11 protein-coding genes and 3 pseudogenes are annotated in these 14,520 nt (G+C 70.0%); 6 read left to right on the top strand and 8 right to left on the bottom strand.

Annotated features, from left to right (window positions below; genetic code table 11):
• Positions 1 to 376 precede the first annotated feature (376 nt).
• Complete coding sequence (locus AC0699_RS34945; RefSeq protein WP_478668640.1) at positions 377 to 2,113, top strand: ricin-type beta-trefoil lectin domain protein; 1,737 nt, start codon at positions 377 to 379, stop codon at positions 2,111 to 2,113.
• Between the two features lie 220 nt (positions 2,114 to 2,333).
• On the opposite strand, the gene AC0699_RS34940 is transcribed toward AC0699_RS34945, so the two are convergent.
• Both AC0699_RS34940 and AC0699_RS34935 read right to left on the bottom strand, forming a co-directional pair.
• Positions 2,334 to 2,915, bottom strand: coding sequence for a suppressor of fused domain protein (locus AC0699_RS34940; RefSeq protein ID WP_478668637.1), 582 nt, complete (start codon positions 2,913 to 2,915; stop codon positions 2,334 to 2,336).
• Positions 2,916 to 3,067: 152 nt separating this feature from the next.
• On the bottom strand, positions 3,068 to 3,832 hold the full coding sequence (locus AC0699_RS34935) for a class I SAM-dependent methyltransferase (protein ID WP_478668633.1): 765 nt from the start codon (positions 3,830 to 3,832) through the stop codon (positions 3,068 to 3,070).
• Between the two features lie 136 nt (positions 3,833 to 3,968).
• Between AC0699_RS34935 and AC0699_RS34930 the strand changes: the two genes are divergently transcribed.
• On the top strand, positions 3,969 to 4,568 hold the full coding sequence (locus AC0699_RS34930) for a TetR/AcrR family transcriptional regulator (RefSeq protein ID WP_478668629.1): 600 nt from the start codon (positions 3,969 to 3,971) through the stop codon (positions 4,566 to 4,568).
• Positions 4,569 to 4,762: 194 nt separating this feature from the next.
• Complete coding sequence (locus AC0699_RS34925; RefSeq protein WP_469773005.1) at positions 4,763 to 4,948, top strand: DUF6381 family protein; 186 nt, start codon at positions 4,763 to 4,765, stop codon at positions 4,946 to 4,948.
• Positions 4,949 to 5,088: 140 nt separating this feature from the next.
• On the opposite strand, the pseudogene AC0699_RS34920 reads toward AC0699_RS34925, so the two are convergent.
• Positions 5,089 to 5,463 (bottom strand): annotated as a pseudogene (locus AC0699_RS34920) (dihydrofolate reductase family protein); the annotation flags it as partial.
• Positions 5,464 to 5,587: 124 nt separating this feature from the next.
• Positions 5,588 to 6,523: a LysR family transcriptional regulator gene (locus AC0699_RS34915; RefSeq protein ID WP_478668623.1), complete on the bottom strand. Its 936-nt coding sequence runs from the start codon at positions 6,521 to 6,523 to the stop codon at positions 5,588 to 5,590.
• Between the two features lie 123 nt (positions 6,524 to 6,646).
• Between AC0699_RS34915 and AC0699_RS34910 the strand changes: the two genes are divergently transcribed.
• A complete protein-coding gene (locus AC0699_RS34910; protein ID WP_478668619.1) occupies positions 6,647 to 7,900 on the top strand; it encodes an MFS transporter in 1,254 nt (417 codons plus the stop codon).
• 369 nt (positions 7,901 to 8,269) lie between these two features.
• On the opposite strand, the gene AC0699_RS34905 is transcribed toward AC0699_RS34910, so the two are convergent.
• A complete protein-coding gene (locus AC0699_RS34905) occupies positions 8,270 to 9,259 on the bottom strand; it encodes a helix-turn-helix transcriptional regulator (RefSeq protein WP_478668615.1) in 990 nt (329 codons plus the stop codon).
• 93 nt (positions 9,260 to 9,352) lie between these two features.
• On the opposite strand from AC0699_RS34905, the gene AC0699_RS34900 reads away from it, so the two are divergent.
• Positions 9,353 to 9,751 (top strand): VOC family protein, encoded by a 399-nt coding sequence (locus AC0699_RS34900; protein WP_478668612.1) that lies wholly within the window; start codon positions 9,353 to 9,355, stop codon positions 9,749 to 9,751.
• 49 nt (positions 9,752 to 9,800) lie between these two features.
• Positions 9,801 to 10,658 (top strand): annotated as a pseudogene (locus tag AC0699_RS34895) (IS481 family transposase); the annotation flags it as partial.
• A 12-nt stretch (positions 10,659 to 10,670) separates the two neighbouring features.
• Here the strand turns inward: AC0699_RS34895 and AC0699_RS34890 are convergent.
• The 3 genes and pseudogenes from AC0699_RS34890 to AC0699_RS34880 all read right to left on the bottom strand — a co-directional run.
• Positions 10,671 to 11,243 (bottom strand): annotated as a pseudogene (locus tag AC0699_RS34890) (helix-turn-helix domain-containing protein); the annotation flags it as partial.
• Positions 11,244 to 11,324: 81 nt separating this feature from the next.
• Complete coding sequence (locus tag AC0699_RS34885) at positions 11,325 to 11,801, bottom strand: (2Fe-2S)-binding protein (RefSeq protein ID WP_478668608.1); 477 nt, start codon at positions 11,799 to 11,801, stop codon at positions 11,325 to 11,327.
• 8 nt (positions 11,802 to 11,809) lie between these two features.
• The gene (locus AC0699_RS34880) at positions 11,810 to 14,095 is read right to left on the bottom strand and encodes a molybdopterin cofactor-binding domain-containing protein (protein ID WP_478668647.1); all 2,286 of its coding nucleotides are present in this window, start codon (positions 14,093 to 14,095) and stop codon (positions 11,810 to 11,812) included.
• Between the last annotated feature and the right edge of the window lie 425 nt (positions 14,096 to 14,520).

Here is a 14,520-nt window from a genome sequence, read left to right as displayed (position 1 = left end):
GATGTGCCACACCAAACAGGAACCCCTTAGAAAGAGAGCACCGACCCCCGCACGGTTAGCGTGGAGGCACCGGCCCCTCCCCCCCCCCCCGGGGGGCCGGTGCCGCCCGCCCCGGCCCCCCCCCCCCCCGGGCGGCCCCCGGCGTCATCGGCGCCACGCACGTCTACCGAGCGCCACGCCCGACTCCCCGGCCCCTCCCGGAGCCGAGGTCGACCCGCATGCGGTCGTCTGCTGCTCAGTTGACGACTTACCCACGGGAACACCTTTCCCCGCAGGCTTTCCTGCTTCACCATGGGCTCTTGCTTCCAGCTGGTAACACCGGCGGATCACCGGTTGGGCAGGCTGGTCGGTGCGCCGTAGTGAACAAGGAGTCAGGGTGCCAGAGCTCCACCGCGTCGGTCCGGATCCCGCGGGCGAGAAGGCGTACTACGCCGCCCTGTCGGACGCGGAGCTCGCCGAACGCATCCGCGCCGGTGCCCCGCCCGCCTATCCGGCCACGCAGGAGCTCAAGCGCCGCCACATGCCGGCGGTCCTGACATACGCCCGGCTCTGCGGGCGCAACCATGGCTCCGGTTACCAGCTGGCGGTCCAGGCCTTCGGCCTTGCCGCCCAGGAGGCGTGCCGGGGCATCGAACCCCGGGGGAACTGGCGTCACCACCTGCTGATGCTCGTTCAGCGAGTGGGGCTCAGCTGGGCGGCCGGCGGCCGCCGCGACCGACTCGAACCCGACTTCGTCGCATGGACCGACACCATCGCCGACACGACCGGCACCGACGCCATCGCTGACTTCGCCGACATCGCCGACACCGCCGACACCGCCGACACCGCATCAGGAATGCCGGAGACCCGGCGCCTTCGGTCCGAGGCCTCGTCCGCCATGCTCACCGGCTTCTACCGGCTGCCGGAGGTGACGCGGGGCATCCTCTGGTACGCGGTGGTGGACGGGGAACCGGACGCGACGGTCGCCACCTGCCTCGGCATCCGCCCGAGCATGGTCGCCGAGCTGCGGGACAACGCCCAGAACGCGATGCGGCAGGCCTACATCCACGCGTATCTGGAGAGTGGCGGGGACCGGAAGTGCCTGGGATTCCGCCGCATCATCGAGGCGGCGGCGCGGCCGGAGGACCGGCGACGCAGCGAGGACCTGACGCTCCATCTGTCGGAGTGCCCCCGATGCACCCGGCTGGTCACCGAACTCGCACGGATGGCGGACGACCCCCGGGCCGTGCTTGCCGAGGGCCTGCTCCGGTGGGGCGGATCGGCCTATGCGGCCAGCGGTCCCGCGCCCGGCCCGTCCGACCCCGTTCCGGCCCGGCCCGACCGGGCGGAGTCCTTCGGCAGGTGGGGGTTCACCGCCTCCGGCAGGACGCCACAGACCGACGGAACGCCGCCGAAGGGCGCGCGGCGGCTGCCGACCGTCGTCCTCGTCACGGTGGCCGTCGCAGGCGCCGTGGTCTCCGGCACCCTGCTGCAGTCCTCCTCCGAGGATCCCGTCGCGGCACGGCGCGCGGAGGAGCCCCCGGTCCAGGCGGCCTGGCCCACCCCGGCCTCGCCCCCGCCCGTCCTGTCGGCGAGCCCCACTCGGGAACCGTCGAAGAAGCCCTCGCGCCCGGTGAGCCCCAGCACGTCCGCACGTGCCCCTGAGCCCCCGGCGCCTGCTCCCTCGAGCCCTCCCCGGCCTGTGCCCATCGCCCCGGGAGGCGGCTACGTCCAGGTCGTCAACGCGGGTTCCGGACTGTGCCTGGACATCGAGAACGGCGTCATGGAGAACCGCACGGACGTCGTCACGGCCCGCTGCAACGGTGCCCGGACCCAGAAGTGGAGTCTTGACTCCAACGGTCTCCTGCGCAGCAACGCGGACCCGGACTACTGCCTCGACTCGCGCGGCGACACCGACCGCGGCGCCGGCATCTGGTCCTGCGCCTCGGTCGAGGGCAAGAACGGTCTGAACCTGCTCTTCGCCACCGATGGTTCAGGAGCGATCCACCCAATGATCGCGCCGGACTTCGCCCTTGAACCCGTTGACGGCTCCGAGGGCAGCTCCCTCGGCTTCGACCCGGCCGACGGAGGAAGCAACCAGCGCTGGACCGCCGGCGCCGTCTCGAAGGCGTAGGTTGTGCCTCTTCGTCAGGTTGTGCCTCTTCGTCGGCGTCGGCTCCGGACGGGGCTGCCCGGCGGCCCGGCCTCCGCAGAACGCGCAGGCCGGGCCCGGGTCCGGACCTCGGTCGCCCGTACGATCTCATGACGGACCGTCAAAAACTCCGATGTGCCGTCACGTTGCCGCTCCGAGCGCACATGGGCAGAGCGTTCAGGAGATCGTCGATGATCGATCGTCAGGCCAGTGCGGGTGGCGTGAGGGCATCCCGTGAGTCGAGCAGGTCGCTGAAGAACGCCTCCGGTCGGGCCGCCAGCGCATCGGCGCGTTCCGCCTCGCTGATCGGTACGACGTTGACCACCCGTACGGGTTCGGCTCGCGTCTCGATGAAGTCCGGCTGCCCGGTCGTCCAGGGCCCCGCCAGGAACACACTGCGACAGCCCGGGAACGTCGGAATGTCGTCCGGAAAGGAAACCACTTCGCCCCAGCCGAGCGCCCGGCCGCACATCCATGGATAGGCCGCCAGGTTCGCGAGCTTCATCGCGATCAGACCTTCATCGTCCGGCTGGACGATCCCGCGCCGGAACAAGCGGAGTTCCGCACGGCCGCCGGGTCGCCCCTCACTGATCGGCATGGCTTGGGCCGACATCCCGATCGTCGCGAAGAGCGTGGCGGCCGTGGGATCCGGCGCACGGTAGACCATCACGTCGATGCGGTCGACGGGGGACGGACCGTGGTCGAAGGTGATACCTGCGTCCTCCTCCCCCTGTTCCCTGCGCAAGGCGTGGAAGACGTCACTGAGGATTGCAGGAGCCGGCATGCCCGCGACTCTATCCGTCCCGTCCTGCAGCCTTGCCGCCCGGTCCCTGGGGCGGGGACGAGGACGAGGGGGGACGAGGGGACGAGGGGGCGAGGAGGGGTGAGCCGCGCAGGCTCGCGTCCGGCGAGCGGCGGAGGGCCCGTAAAGCCGGGTCAGGCGGCTTCGGTTCGCGCGGCGGCGACCGCCACCGTGGCGTAGCGCATCGTGAAGCTGCCTCCTGCCGCGTCGATGGCGGCGCCGGCGCCTGCCAGCACCTCCTCCAGCTCGGCCGGCGCGAGCCGGGTGAAGGCGCCCTGGGTGGGTAGCTGATCCAGCCACTCGTCCCGCGTATAGGGCCGTTCCCAGTCGAATCGCCACTGTTCGGGGTCAGCGAATGCGCCCACCTCCCGAATCCCATCGGCCGCCTTGGTGCACAGCGCCGTGTACCCGTCCACGGCCGGCACCGTCCACTGGCGAGCCGCGAGCGAGTCCGGCATCACCCGGCGGTAGACCTCGGCGAAGGCTTCCGCCACTTCGGGCAAGGGTTGGCCCGCGTTCCAGAACAGAGACAGCAGACCACGGGGGCGCAGTGTCTGCGCCGCCTTGGCGGCGCCGGCGACCGGGTCCACCCAGTGCCAGGTCTGTCCGGAGACGACGGCGTCGAACTTCCGGCCGGCCGGGTCCCAGGCTTCGAACGACGCCACCTCGACGTCGAGTCCGCCCTGGCGCGCAAGATCGGCCATCCGGGCGTCGAGGTCGACGCCGAGCACCCGGGAGCCGGCCGCTGCGAACTGCCGGGCCACGATGCCGGTGCCGCAGCCGACGTCAAGGATGTCCGGGCCGGGGCCGGCAGCGACGATCCGGTCCACCAGGGCTTGGGGGTAACGGGGCCGAGCCCGGTCGTAGCGTTCGGCGTCCGCACCGAACGACTCCGCCACCTGTCGGTGTTGATGGGACGCTCGTTCGGGGCGAGGAGTGGGCTCCGGCGGTAAAGTGGGCATGCGCCCACTGTGAATGGGCACATGCCCACTCGTCAATCACAACGGGCCGGTCGACATAACAAGGAGATAGTCGGTGCCCACGGGAGTAGCCATCCGCGACGTACGGGACCAACTGTTCGACGCCGCCGAGCGCGTCCTGCTACGGGACGGGCCGAGCGCGCTGACCAGCCGGGCGGTCACCACGGAGGCGGGTTGCGCCAAGGGCGTCCTGCACCGGCACTTCACCGACTTCGACGCCTTCCTCGCCGGGCTCGTGCTGGACCGCATCGCCCGGATCGATCACCAGGCCGCAGCCCTGCGCAACTCCGCCGGGACCGGCACCGTCGCCGGCAACGTCACCGACGCGCTGATGGCCCTGTTCGGGTCGGTCGCTGTGGCGATCGTCGGCCTCGTCACCTCGCGGGATGACCTGCGCGCCCGGCTGCGCCAGGCCAGGCCGACCGGCGTCCCCGTCCTGACGGAAGCTGCAGCCGTGATCGCCTCCTACCTCACCGCCGAGCGGGAACTGGGCCGCGTCGCGGCGGATGCCGACGTCGACACGCTCGCTCCCACGCTGATCGGGGCCGTGCACATGCTGTTCGCCGACCGGAAAGGCACCCCGCCGGAAGCTGGAGCCGTCCACAAGGTCGTGAACACGGTCATCGCCGGCGTCGTGCAGGAACCGCTGCCATGAACGACGACAGCAAGCCCGTACCCGGAGAATCGGGCACCCGCTGACCGGCGGTGGCCGTGGGAGCATTCGAGCTCTCGTGCACACAGCGGAGCGCTGCGCAGATAACGGTGGGTGAGCGTTCGAAGTGCGCATGCGCAGGGGTGCTGTTTCGCTGATGTGGCCCGCACGTCCACCGAGAGAACCAAGGAGTGACCATGAGCGTCGCAGGCGAGTCCGGTCGTGCCCAGCAGCTGCGCCAGAAGGTGCAGGAGATGGAGCAGGCCGCGGACCGTGCCACTGACCCGCAGGAGCGTCAGCGGCTGAAGGACAAGGCCCGCCAGCTCAAGCAGCAGATCCAGCAGGAGGGCAAGGGCGGCGGGAACATCGACCCCCTGAAGTAACAGCCCTGCGGTCCATGCACCGGCCGGTGGCCCTCCCGCGAGCTTCACGGCGCGCGAGAGGCCACCGGCCGGCGCAACGTGGGGGTGGGGGCAGCCGCAGGCCAGGGCACGCGAGCCCGGCAAGGTCCGAACGACAGGACCTAGGCACCCGCGACAGTCCGGTAGGTGCACACGTTCACGCCCGTGCCACTGGTGACGGTCGAGACCAGCTCGAGCGTGCGCAGTACACCGTCGTCGGGGAAGATCGTCTTGCCGCCGCCGAGGGTCACCGGCATGATCATGAGCCGGAGCTCGTCGACCAGGCCCTCGCCCAGGAGGGTGCGCACGAGCGTGGGGCTCCCCATGACCAACAGGTCGCCGCCGTCGGTCTCATGCAGCTCCCGGATACGGTCGACGGCCTTGTCGCCGGGGATGCGCGTGGTGTTGTCCCACGTCAGCGCGGAGTCGCCGAGCGTCTCGGACACGACGTACTTCGGGATCGCGTTCATCCGGTCGGCGAACGGGTCGCCGGCTGGTGTACGGCAATGGAGACTGTCGCGCCGCCCCTAAATCATCGCGCCGATCTCCTTTCCTTGATCCGATCTCCTTTCCTTGATCCGGGCTCCTTTCCTTGATCCGGGACATGATTGCGATACGCCATCAGGACCGTGGGCGGGCCCAGCCCGGTGTCCAGACGTCGGCCGGTGGCGTCGGTCGTGCCTGGATGAGGTGCCTGCGCAGCGCTGCGAGGACCGGGTGCGGGTTGGCCGTCCGGTACAGGAACGAGTGCGGGTAGACCGGCGTCGGCCCTTCGATCGGGATCCGCCGCAGGCCATGGGCCGCCGGCCACACGTACCTGTCCCGGGTTCCGACGAGCGTAGCCAGTGCGGCGGAGTCGGCGATCGAGTCCATCAGCGCTTCGGGCCCGAAGTCGGGGCCGACCGCGTCGATGCGCAGGCCGAAGGTCTCCGTGAGCTCGTCGTAGTAGGCGGCCCATTCGGTGCCCTGTTTGATGCCCGGGATCCAGATCCGGTGCCCGGCCAGGTCCGCCGGGGTCAACGACCTGGCGGAGGCGAGCGGGTGGCGCGGTCCGACGAGTAGCTGCAGCGGGTCGTCCAGGATGCGCTCGGCGCTGATCCCCTCGGGCAGGTCGCCCGCGGGTACCGCACGGAAGGTCGCATCGACCTCGCCGGCGTGCACGGCCTCGATCGCCCTGGTCGCGTTCGCGTTCGCGAGCGTGACCACATCCAGGTCCGTGCCCGGGTGGGACTGGTAGAAGCCTCGCAGGGCCAGGCCCGGGGCGATGCGTCGCTGGAGCACGTCCACTCGCAGCACCCGCTCACCGGGACGTACCGAAGCGGCCGCCCGTTCCACAGCCCGCAGGACCTCGCGGGCGCGCGGGAGGAACGCCTGACCGTCCAGGGTGGGGCGGGCACCGCGGGCGGTGCGGACGAACAACGTCACCCCGAGCGTGCGTTCCAGACTCGCCACGCGCTTGGAGACCGCCTGCTGGGTGATGTTCAGCTCCACGGCGGCTTCCTGGAACTGCCCGGTCTCCGCGACGGCGACGAAGGTGCGTATGGCTTCGCTGTCCACGCCCCGAACCCTACGCGCACACAACCAGCGGTTGTGGCTCACCGATGCCGTGGTTGTTGGATTACCGGCAGGTCCGCCTGGTCGAATCCCACCGTCAACGATGAGTTGTGACGGAGGGTCTTCATGGCACGGCAAGAACTTGGACGCTCGTTCGGATGGTTGTGGTCGGCATTCACCGCCTCCACGGTCGGCACCTGGTTGGGGTTCGGTGCGTTCCCACTGATCGCGATCCAGGTGCTCCACGTCGGCCCGGCCGCAGTTTCGACGCTGGCGGCTGCCGGCTTGGCGGCCGGTGCGCTCCTCGCGCTCCCGCTCGGCCCGTGGGTCGAGACTCAGCGAAAGAAGCCGGTCATGGTCGTCACCGACCTGGTGCGGTTCGGTGCCCTGCTGACGGTCCCGGCCGCCTACTTCGCCGGCCGGCTGACCTACACCCAGCTGCTGGTCGTCTCCGTGATCAGTGCGACGGCGAACATCGCGTTCACCTCCGCCGGCGGCGCCTACCTCAAGCAGCTCCTGCGCCCGGACCAACTGCTGGTGGCCAACGGCCGCTTCGAGTCGACCACCTGGACCGCCACGGCAATCGGCCCGACCCTGGGTGGGGCGGCGATCAGCCTGCTGGGACCCGCGGTCACCGTGATCGCCAACGCCGTCGGGTTCCTGCTGTCCGCGCTCGGGATCGGCGCGATCCGGCACGAGGAGTCCCGTTCCGAGCGGGTCGAGGCCGCGAGGTTCCGGGCTTCGGACCTGGTCAAGGGCTGGAAATTCATCCACCACGACCGGCAGCTGCGCCCGCTGTTCTGGAACACCGTGGCCGTCAACGCGCTGATCATGGCCACCGAACCGCTGCTGGCCGTCCTGCTGCTGGATGACCTGGGCTGGGTGGCGTGGCAGTACGGGCTCGCGTTCGGGCTGCCCTGCATCGGCGGATTCGTCGGCGCTCGGGTCGCCCCGCGTCTGGAAGCCCGCTACGGGCGCCGCCGCACCCTGATCACCTCCGGGGTACTGCGTGGTCTGTGGCCCGTCGGGCTGTTCTTCGTCATGCCCGGGAACGCCGGCGTGGTCCTGGTCATCGCCGTCGAACTGGTCCTGATCACCTGCATCGGTGTGTTCAACCCGCTGTTCGCGACCGAGCGTCTCCAGCGGGTACCGGCCGAGCGGGTCGCGCGGGTCCTGCTGGCCTGGAAAGTGACCGGCACCGGCGCGATCGCCGTGCTGACCGCCCTGTGGGGCGTCCTGGCCGCTGTCACCGGCGCGCGCATCGCGATCGGCATCGCCGGCCTGCTGCTCCTGGCCACGCCGTTCCTTCTGCCACGTAACGACGGGCACCGGCCTCGGGCCACCGAGCCGGGGGAGCCTGCCCTGACCACCGGGGCCTGACCCGCACGGTGGTTCACACTCGCTCAACTGCACCATCCGTACAAGGCGGTTCCAGGGCGGGCGACTGCGAGGGGCGGCGTCCGGGAGGAGCGGGCCTAGGCCGTGTCTGACAAATCCCGCCTGGCGCGCGACGCCCGGCACGCACTCCCCCGTAGCCCTTCGGGCACGGGAGGTGCCCCCACGCTGCGTTGTCGGAGTCATCCAAGTACGTCCAGTACGAGGATGATCTCCCCCAGCTACCGCTGGGAGGTGCCCCCACCGCCTTGCGATGGCACGCACCGGACGCCGCGCGCCCCGCCCTGCGGGCGGACGGCGCCATTTGTCAGACACGACCTAGTTGTGCCGTCTCATGACATTGGTTCCTCGCTGTCAGGCTTGGCGGGCGTAGGACGTGAGGCGATCGGCGAGCGCGATGACGAGGTCGCGTAGTTCATCGGGGCGCTCGATGACGAACGGCCGGTCGAGTGAGGCGAGTATCCGAGGCAACCAGTCGAGCTGCTGCGCCCGTAGCTCGACGCGCAGCCAGTGCTCGGCCGCCGGGTCCTGGCCGGCCGCGGGCTCGTGCTCCTCCAGGCTCGCGACGCTGGCGGGGAGGTGCGCGCGGATCTGCTCAACTGTCCCGTGGATCCGCAAGGTCACCTCATGCCGGTACTCGGCCGTGGCGAATCCTGACAACACGCGCTGTGCTGGACCGGGACCCACGGGCGCTTCGAATGAGCCGGGCAGGGCCCTCGCGGCTGCGATGCGATCGAGCCGGAAGGTTCGGTCCTCGCCGACCTGGGCGTCCTTGCCCGTCACGTACCACCGGCCCGCATGGGCGACGATCCCGTACGCGTGCAGTGTGCGTTCGCTGCGCCGTCCGTCGCGGTCGGTGTAGCGGATCGAGACCGGTCGGCGGTGGCGCACCGCATCGGCGATGGTGAGCAGGAGCCCGGCGTCCGGGTGGTCCAACTCGCCGGGCTGATCCGTGAAGGCGAGAGCTTCCAGGAGTGTGTCGAGCCGGCGGGCGATGTGCTTGGGCAGCACCCGCCGGATCTTCGCTGACGCCGTCTCGTTTGCCGTGCGCTCCGTCGTCGTCAGCCCTGCCCGGCGGCCGGCGACCAGGCCGAGCAGCACGGCCACCGCCTCGTCGTCGCTGAGCATGAGCGGAGGCAAGCGGTACCCGGGAGCCAGCCGGTACCCGCCGTAGCGGCCGCGCACCGACTCCACGGGCACGTCCAGGTCGATCAGCTGGTCCACATACCGCCGCACGGTGCGCCCTTCGACGCCGAGACGGTCGGCGAGCTCGGCCACAGTCCGGGTGCCGCCCGACTGCAGCAGCTCCAGGAGTGTCAGCACGCGGCCGGTGGGTCGTGGCATGTTCGCAGCCTAACGCGAATACAGGACCGATTCTGTCCACTATTTCTCCTAGCCTGCGACGTGCACGCCTCCAGCACAGCCAAGGAGATTCCCATGGACTTCGTCTCGATCCGCATCATCACCAGCGACGTCGCACGCCTCGTCGAGTTCTACGAGCGAGCTACAGGGATGCAGGCGATACGGGCCACCGAGGACTTCGCCGAACTCAAGACCGCGGGCGCAACCCTCGCGATCGCCGGCACCCGCACCGTCCCGCTGTTCGCCCCGGGCTCTGCCCGCCCGGCGGACAACCACAGCGTGATCACCGAGTTCCTCGTCGACGACGTGGACCGCGTTCACCAGAACCTGACCGGCTTCGTCACCGACTTCGTCAACGAGCCCACCACGATGCCCTGGGGCAACCGGTCGCTGCTGTTCCGCGACCCCGACGGCAACCTCGTCAACTTCTTCACCCCCGTCACCCCGGCGGCTATCGAAAAGTTCGCACGCTGACGCCACGCACAGCCGCTCACGCGGGAGCCCTGAGATCCCAGGGCTCCCCGTGAACGCGGCCACCGAGTCCAGGAGCGCCACCAGCAGGGGACATCGGAACGCACCGCTGACCTCCGAAGGACGTCTGCGCTTGTGCCTGCGGGTCGATACCGGACGTCCGATCGCACACGTCGCTGCGGAAGCAGGAATCTCCCGCCGCTGCCTGGCCAAGTGGTACGCCCGCTGGCTCGCCCACGGCGAGGACAGCCTGATGGATCGTTCCTCCCGGCCCATCGCCAGCCCCAACCGCACGAGCGAGGACATCGCCGATCTGGTAGAGGCACTGCGGCGCCAGACCAAGTACGGGCCCGCCCGGCTCGCCGCCGAACTGGAGAGGCTGCACGGCATCACCCTGGCACCGGCCACCGTGCACCGAGTCCTCGTCCGGCGAGGGCTCAGCCGCCTGCGCGACCTCGGTCCGCCCACCGGCGAGCAACTGCGCGAAGTCGTCCGCTACGACCACGACCGCGTCGGTGACCTGGTCCACGTCGACGTCAAGAAGCTCGGTCGCATCCCCGCCGGTGGTGGCTGGCGGATGCACGACCGCGGCACCGAAGCCGCACGGGCCCCCAAACGCACCGGTCCCGGCAGCGGGAAGGTCGGCTACACGTACCTGCACTCGGCGATCGACGACCACTCCCGGCTCGCCTACACCGAGGCTCTGGACGACGAGAAGTCCGTGACCGCAGCCGCGTTCTGGCATCGTTCCGTCGCGTTCTTCGCCGCCCACGACATCACGCCGATCCGCCGCGTCCTCACCGACAACGGCTCCTACTACCGCTCCCGCGCCTGGGCCGCTGCCCTGGTCGTGACGGGAACGAAGCACAAGCGCACCAGGCCGTACACACCGCGGACGAACGGGAAGGTGGAGAGGTTCAACGGGACGCTGGCCCGCGAGTGGGCCTACGTGCGCGGCACTCGGCCACTCGTTGATCGCGTACTCGATCCGCTCCAGCTTGGCGTCGAATGCCGAGTCCGGGGATTCCTTCCAGGTCTTCGTCCGCTGGAAGGTGATCCCGCGGCGGGCCAGTAAGCACCGCAGGGCCTCGCGGCCGATCCGAACAGGCCTTGAGATATTGCGCCGCAGGTGATCGACAGGTTTGCGGACCGACCAGCCGGTGAAGGGCTTGCCCAGCGCGGTGGGGCGGGTGGTGGCCGTCTGGGTGACGAAGTCCTCGTCGTCACTGCTCAGCAGGCGGGGACGGCCTCCCGCCCACTGAGGGTTCAGGCATTCGAGCCCGATCTCGTTGAAGCGGTGGATCACGTCACGGACGGTGTCCTCGTCCGCCTGGACCAGACGCGCGATCACCGGGACCGTGCTGCCGCCGGCCGAGGCCAGCAGCATCACCGTGCGCCGGAACCGCACCGAGCTCGTGCTGCCCCGCCGCACAATCTGCTGGAGCTTCTGTCCCGCCTGCTCAGTCAGCCTGCGAACCCTGACCGGTGGTGCCACCCAACTCCCCTGCTGGTTGGAAGCGTCGTCACTTCTAACCAGCACAACGAGCAACCCGGTGAACCTAATGCGGTCACAGCACTAGAAGCGCCGCGCGCCCGCGACGATCGCTTCGCGGATGCGGTTGTAGGTGCCGCAGCGGCAGATGTTGCGGATCTCGTCGAGGTCGGACTCGCCGATCTCCCGGCCCGCCTGGCGCGCCTGCCGGACCTTGGCGACCGCCGTCATGATCTGGCCGGGCTGGCAGTAGCCGCACTGGGCCACGTCGTACTCGAGCCAGGCCTCCTGCATCGGGTGCAGCTCCTTGCCGACGGTGCCGGGCAGGCCCTCGATGGTGGTGATCTCATCCGTGGGGGCGATGTCCTTGACCGGGACCGTGCAGGGGTTGAACGCCTTGCCGTTGATGTGGCTCGTACAGGCCTGGCAGACGCCCAGCCCGCAGCCGTACTTCGGTCCTGTGACCCCCAGGACGTCGCGGAGCACCCACAGCAGTCGTACGTCGTCCTCGACCTCGGCGGTGACGGGCTTGCCGTTGAGGATGAAGGTGTGTCGGGACACGGTTGCTCCTAGTAGGCGCGGCTCAGGCCGTCGGTGGGCGACGCGGGGATCGGCGGGGTGGTGGGCAGGGGCTCGAAGCCGAGCGGTTCTCCGTGGTTCAGCGGGAAGCGTGTCGGCATCGTGCCGGTGGCCCGTCCGTAGGCGCACGCGACGGCCGCCATCGCTCCGGCGACCGCCAGCTCCCCCGCGCCGCCGGGCTTTCCGGTGGTCGGCGGCATCACGATGATCTTCAGTTCGGGCGGGGTGTTCCACTGCCGTGTGTAGAAGTAGTTGTCCCAGCTCCCTTCCAGGAAGTGCCCGTCCTGGAGGTGGAGGCCCGAGCTGAGGGTGATGGCGATCCCGTCCATGACGCCGCCCATCATCTGCGCTTCCAGACCCCTGGGGTTGACCGCCAGTCCCACGTCGACGGCGCAGACGATCTTGGTGACGCGTGGACCGGCGTACGCGTCGGGGATCTGCCGTCCGGTCGTCCCGGGCCGGCAGTCGATCTCGGCGAGTACGGCGACGAACCCGTGGTACTCGGGGTGGACCGCGATGCCCTGCGCCGTGCCGGCGGGCATCGTGCGGCCCCAGTTCCCGGCCTGCGCGACCTTGTCGAGTACGGCTCGGGCGCGCTCGTCCTTGAGGGACTCGCGCCGGAACGCACATGCGTCCTTACCCATCCGCTTCGCCAGCTCGTCGACGACCAGCTCCTGCGCGCAGCGCACGTTGGGCGAGTAGATGTTGCGCATGCTGCCGGTGTTGAAGCCCTTGTCGACCTCGCTCAGCAGCTGGGTGGTGACGCCGAAGTGGTACGGGCTCTGCTGGGTGAGCTGGAAGACCGTCTCGGAGAAAGTGAGATCCCCGACCGGAAGCTGAGCGGCCTGCGAGGTGATGATCTCGCCCAGTCCGTGCCCGAAGTCGGTGACGACCGAGGTGTGCCGCTGCTCGTAGGTGAGTACGTTCCCCAGGGCGTAAGTCGCCCGGATCCGCGAGGTGGACATCGGGTGGGTCCGCCCTTGGCGGAAGTCGTCGGTCCGGTGCCACATCAGCCTGACCGCCTTCCCTATGACCTGCGAGATCTCGGCGGCCTCACGCGCCGCGTCATGGAAGAGTTTCCGGCCGAACGAGCCGCCTCCCTCGGTGACATGGACCGTTACGGCGGCCGGCGGGAGGCCGAGCTGGAGCGCGATCTGCTCCTGGGCGACGATCGGTGACTTCAGGCTGGCCCAGATCTCCGCCCGGCCGGGCTTGACGTCGGCCACCGCGCAGTTGGGTTCGAGGGCGCTGTTGCTGGCGAAGTGGAAGGTGAACCGCGCGTCGACGGCCTTGGTCACCAGGTCCAGCGGCGGGACCACCAGCGGGAGTTCGGCCTTCCGCAGCTCCTGGAGAACAGTGGCGTCCGAGGCCTCGTCGACAGTGCCGGGCCCCCAGGTGACCTTCAGCGCACGGACCGCGTCGATGCACTGGCCGAAGGTGCGCCCGCGGACGGCGACCCCGGTCGAGACCTGTGCGACGTCGGTGATGCCGGGCATGGCCCGTACGGCGTCGAGGTTCTCCACCGAGCGGACCGTCCCGTTGATGGTCGGCGGGCGGCAGACCATCGTCGGCAGTGCGCCGGGCACCTGCACGTCCATCGCGAACTGCTTGCGGCCCGTCACCGCGTCCAGCGCGTCGACGCGCCGCTGCGGGGTCCCGATGAGCGTGAACTCCGCAGCTTCCTTCAAGGTGACGGGGATCTGCTCCGTGGCCGGGCTGGCGGCTTTCGCGGCCAGCTCCCCGTACGTCAGGCTCCGTCCGGTCGCCGACGTGATGACGCCGGCCCGGGTGGTGAGCGACGTGACCGGTTCACCGAGTTCCAGGGCCGCGGCCTCCAGCAGCCGGCCCCTGGCGACGGCCGCTGCCACCCGGACCGGTGTGAAGGTGGAGATGGTGGTGTTCGACCCGCCGGTGAGCTGGTTGAACAGCAGCTCCGGCCGCGCGTCCGCCAGTGTGACCCGTACCTTGTCCAGCGGCAGGTCCAGCTCCTCGGCGATCAGCATCGCCGTGGACGTGGTGATGCCCTGCCCGACCTCGGCCCTGGGCAGCGCAAAGGATGCCGTTCCGTCGGAGTCGATCCGGATGCTGATCAGATTCGCGGTCGGCAGTGCCGCATGGGTCAGCATGTCGTTCAGGTCGTACACCTCCGAGGCCCCCGGCACGGAGGGAACCACCGCGGCCGCGCGTGACGGTGCCACCACCGCCTCGCCCAGCTGCGCGGCCACGGTCAGCGTCGGCGCTGCCAACACGTACCCGAGAAACCTCCGCCGCCCCATTCCGCGCGGCGCGGAGTCTTCGTCCCGCTGCCGTCCGGCACCCTGAGTTCCCACCAGCTGTCCCCTCGACGAACGACAAAGACGCACCGCAGGCCACGCGTTGCGTGACACGCGCCATGCGCCGCGCGCCATGCGCCGCGTGTCATGCGCCACGTGTCATGCGCCGCGTGTCATGCGCCGCGTGTCACGTGTCACAAGCTCGCGCAGAGCATGCCGTACCTGACAGTGCCTGGACCGGAACCTCACACACCTCACACATGACAGGGCGCCCGCCACCGCGGGTCACTGTCCCACCGCAACAGATGCGGACCACAGCCCGCGGCCGTGCGGGGTGGAGCCCACCGCCATTACTCCACGGATCGGCGGAACGTAACGTCCCCGTAATTCCGGGGCGGCGCACGGGTACCGGCTGCCGGCCACCGACG

The organism is Streptomyces sp. NPDC043870 (genome assembly GCF_056435785.1).
Note: the sequence above shows the minus strand (reverse complement) of the source record. Positions and strands in the feature narration are given on the sequence as shown.

Coding starts and splice junctions, on each gene's coding strand:
- AC0699_RS34940 (WP_478668637.1), bottom strand. CDS start 2,915: ATGCCGGCTCCTGCAATCCTCAGTGACGTCTTCCACGCCTTGCGCAGG.
- AC0699_RS34925 (WP_469773005.1), top strand. CDS start 4,763: ATGAGCGTCGCAGGCGAGTCCGGTCGTGCCCAGCAGCTGCGCCAGAAG.
- AC0699_RS34910 (WP_478668619.1), top strand. CDS start 6,647: ATGGCACGGCAAGAACTTGGACGCTCGTTCGGATGGTTGTGGTCGGCA.
- AC0699_RS34905 (WP_478668615.1), bottom strand. CDS start 9,259: ATGCCACGACCCACCGGCCGCGTGCTGACACTCCTGGAGCTGCTGCAG.
- AC0699_RS34900 (WP_478668612.1), top strand. CDS start 9,353: ATGGACTTCGTCTCGATCCGCATCATCACCAGCGACGTCGCACGCCTC.
- AC0699_RS34880 (WP_478668647.1), bottom strand. CDS start 14,095: ATGGGGCGGCGGAGGTTTCTCGGGTACGTGTTGGCAGCGCCGACGCTG.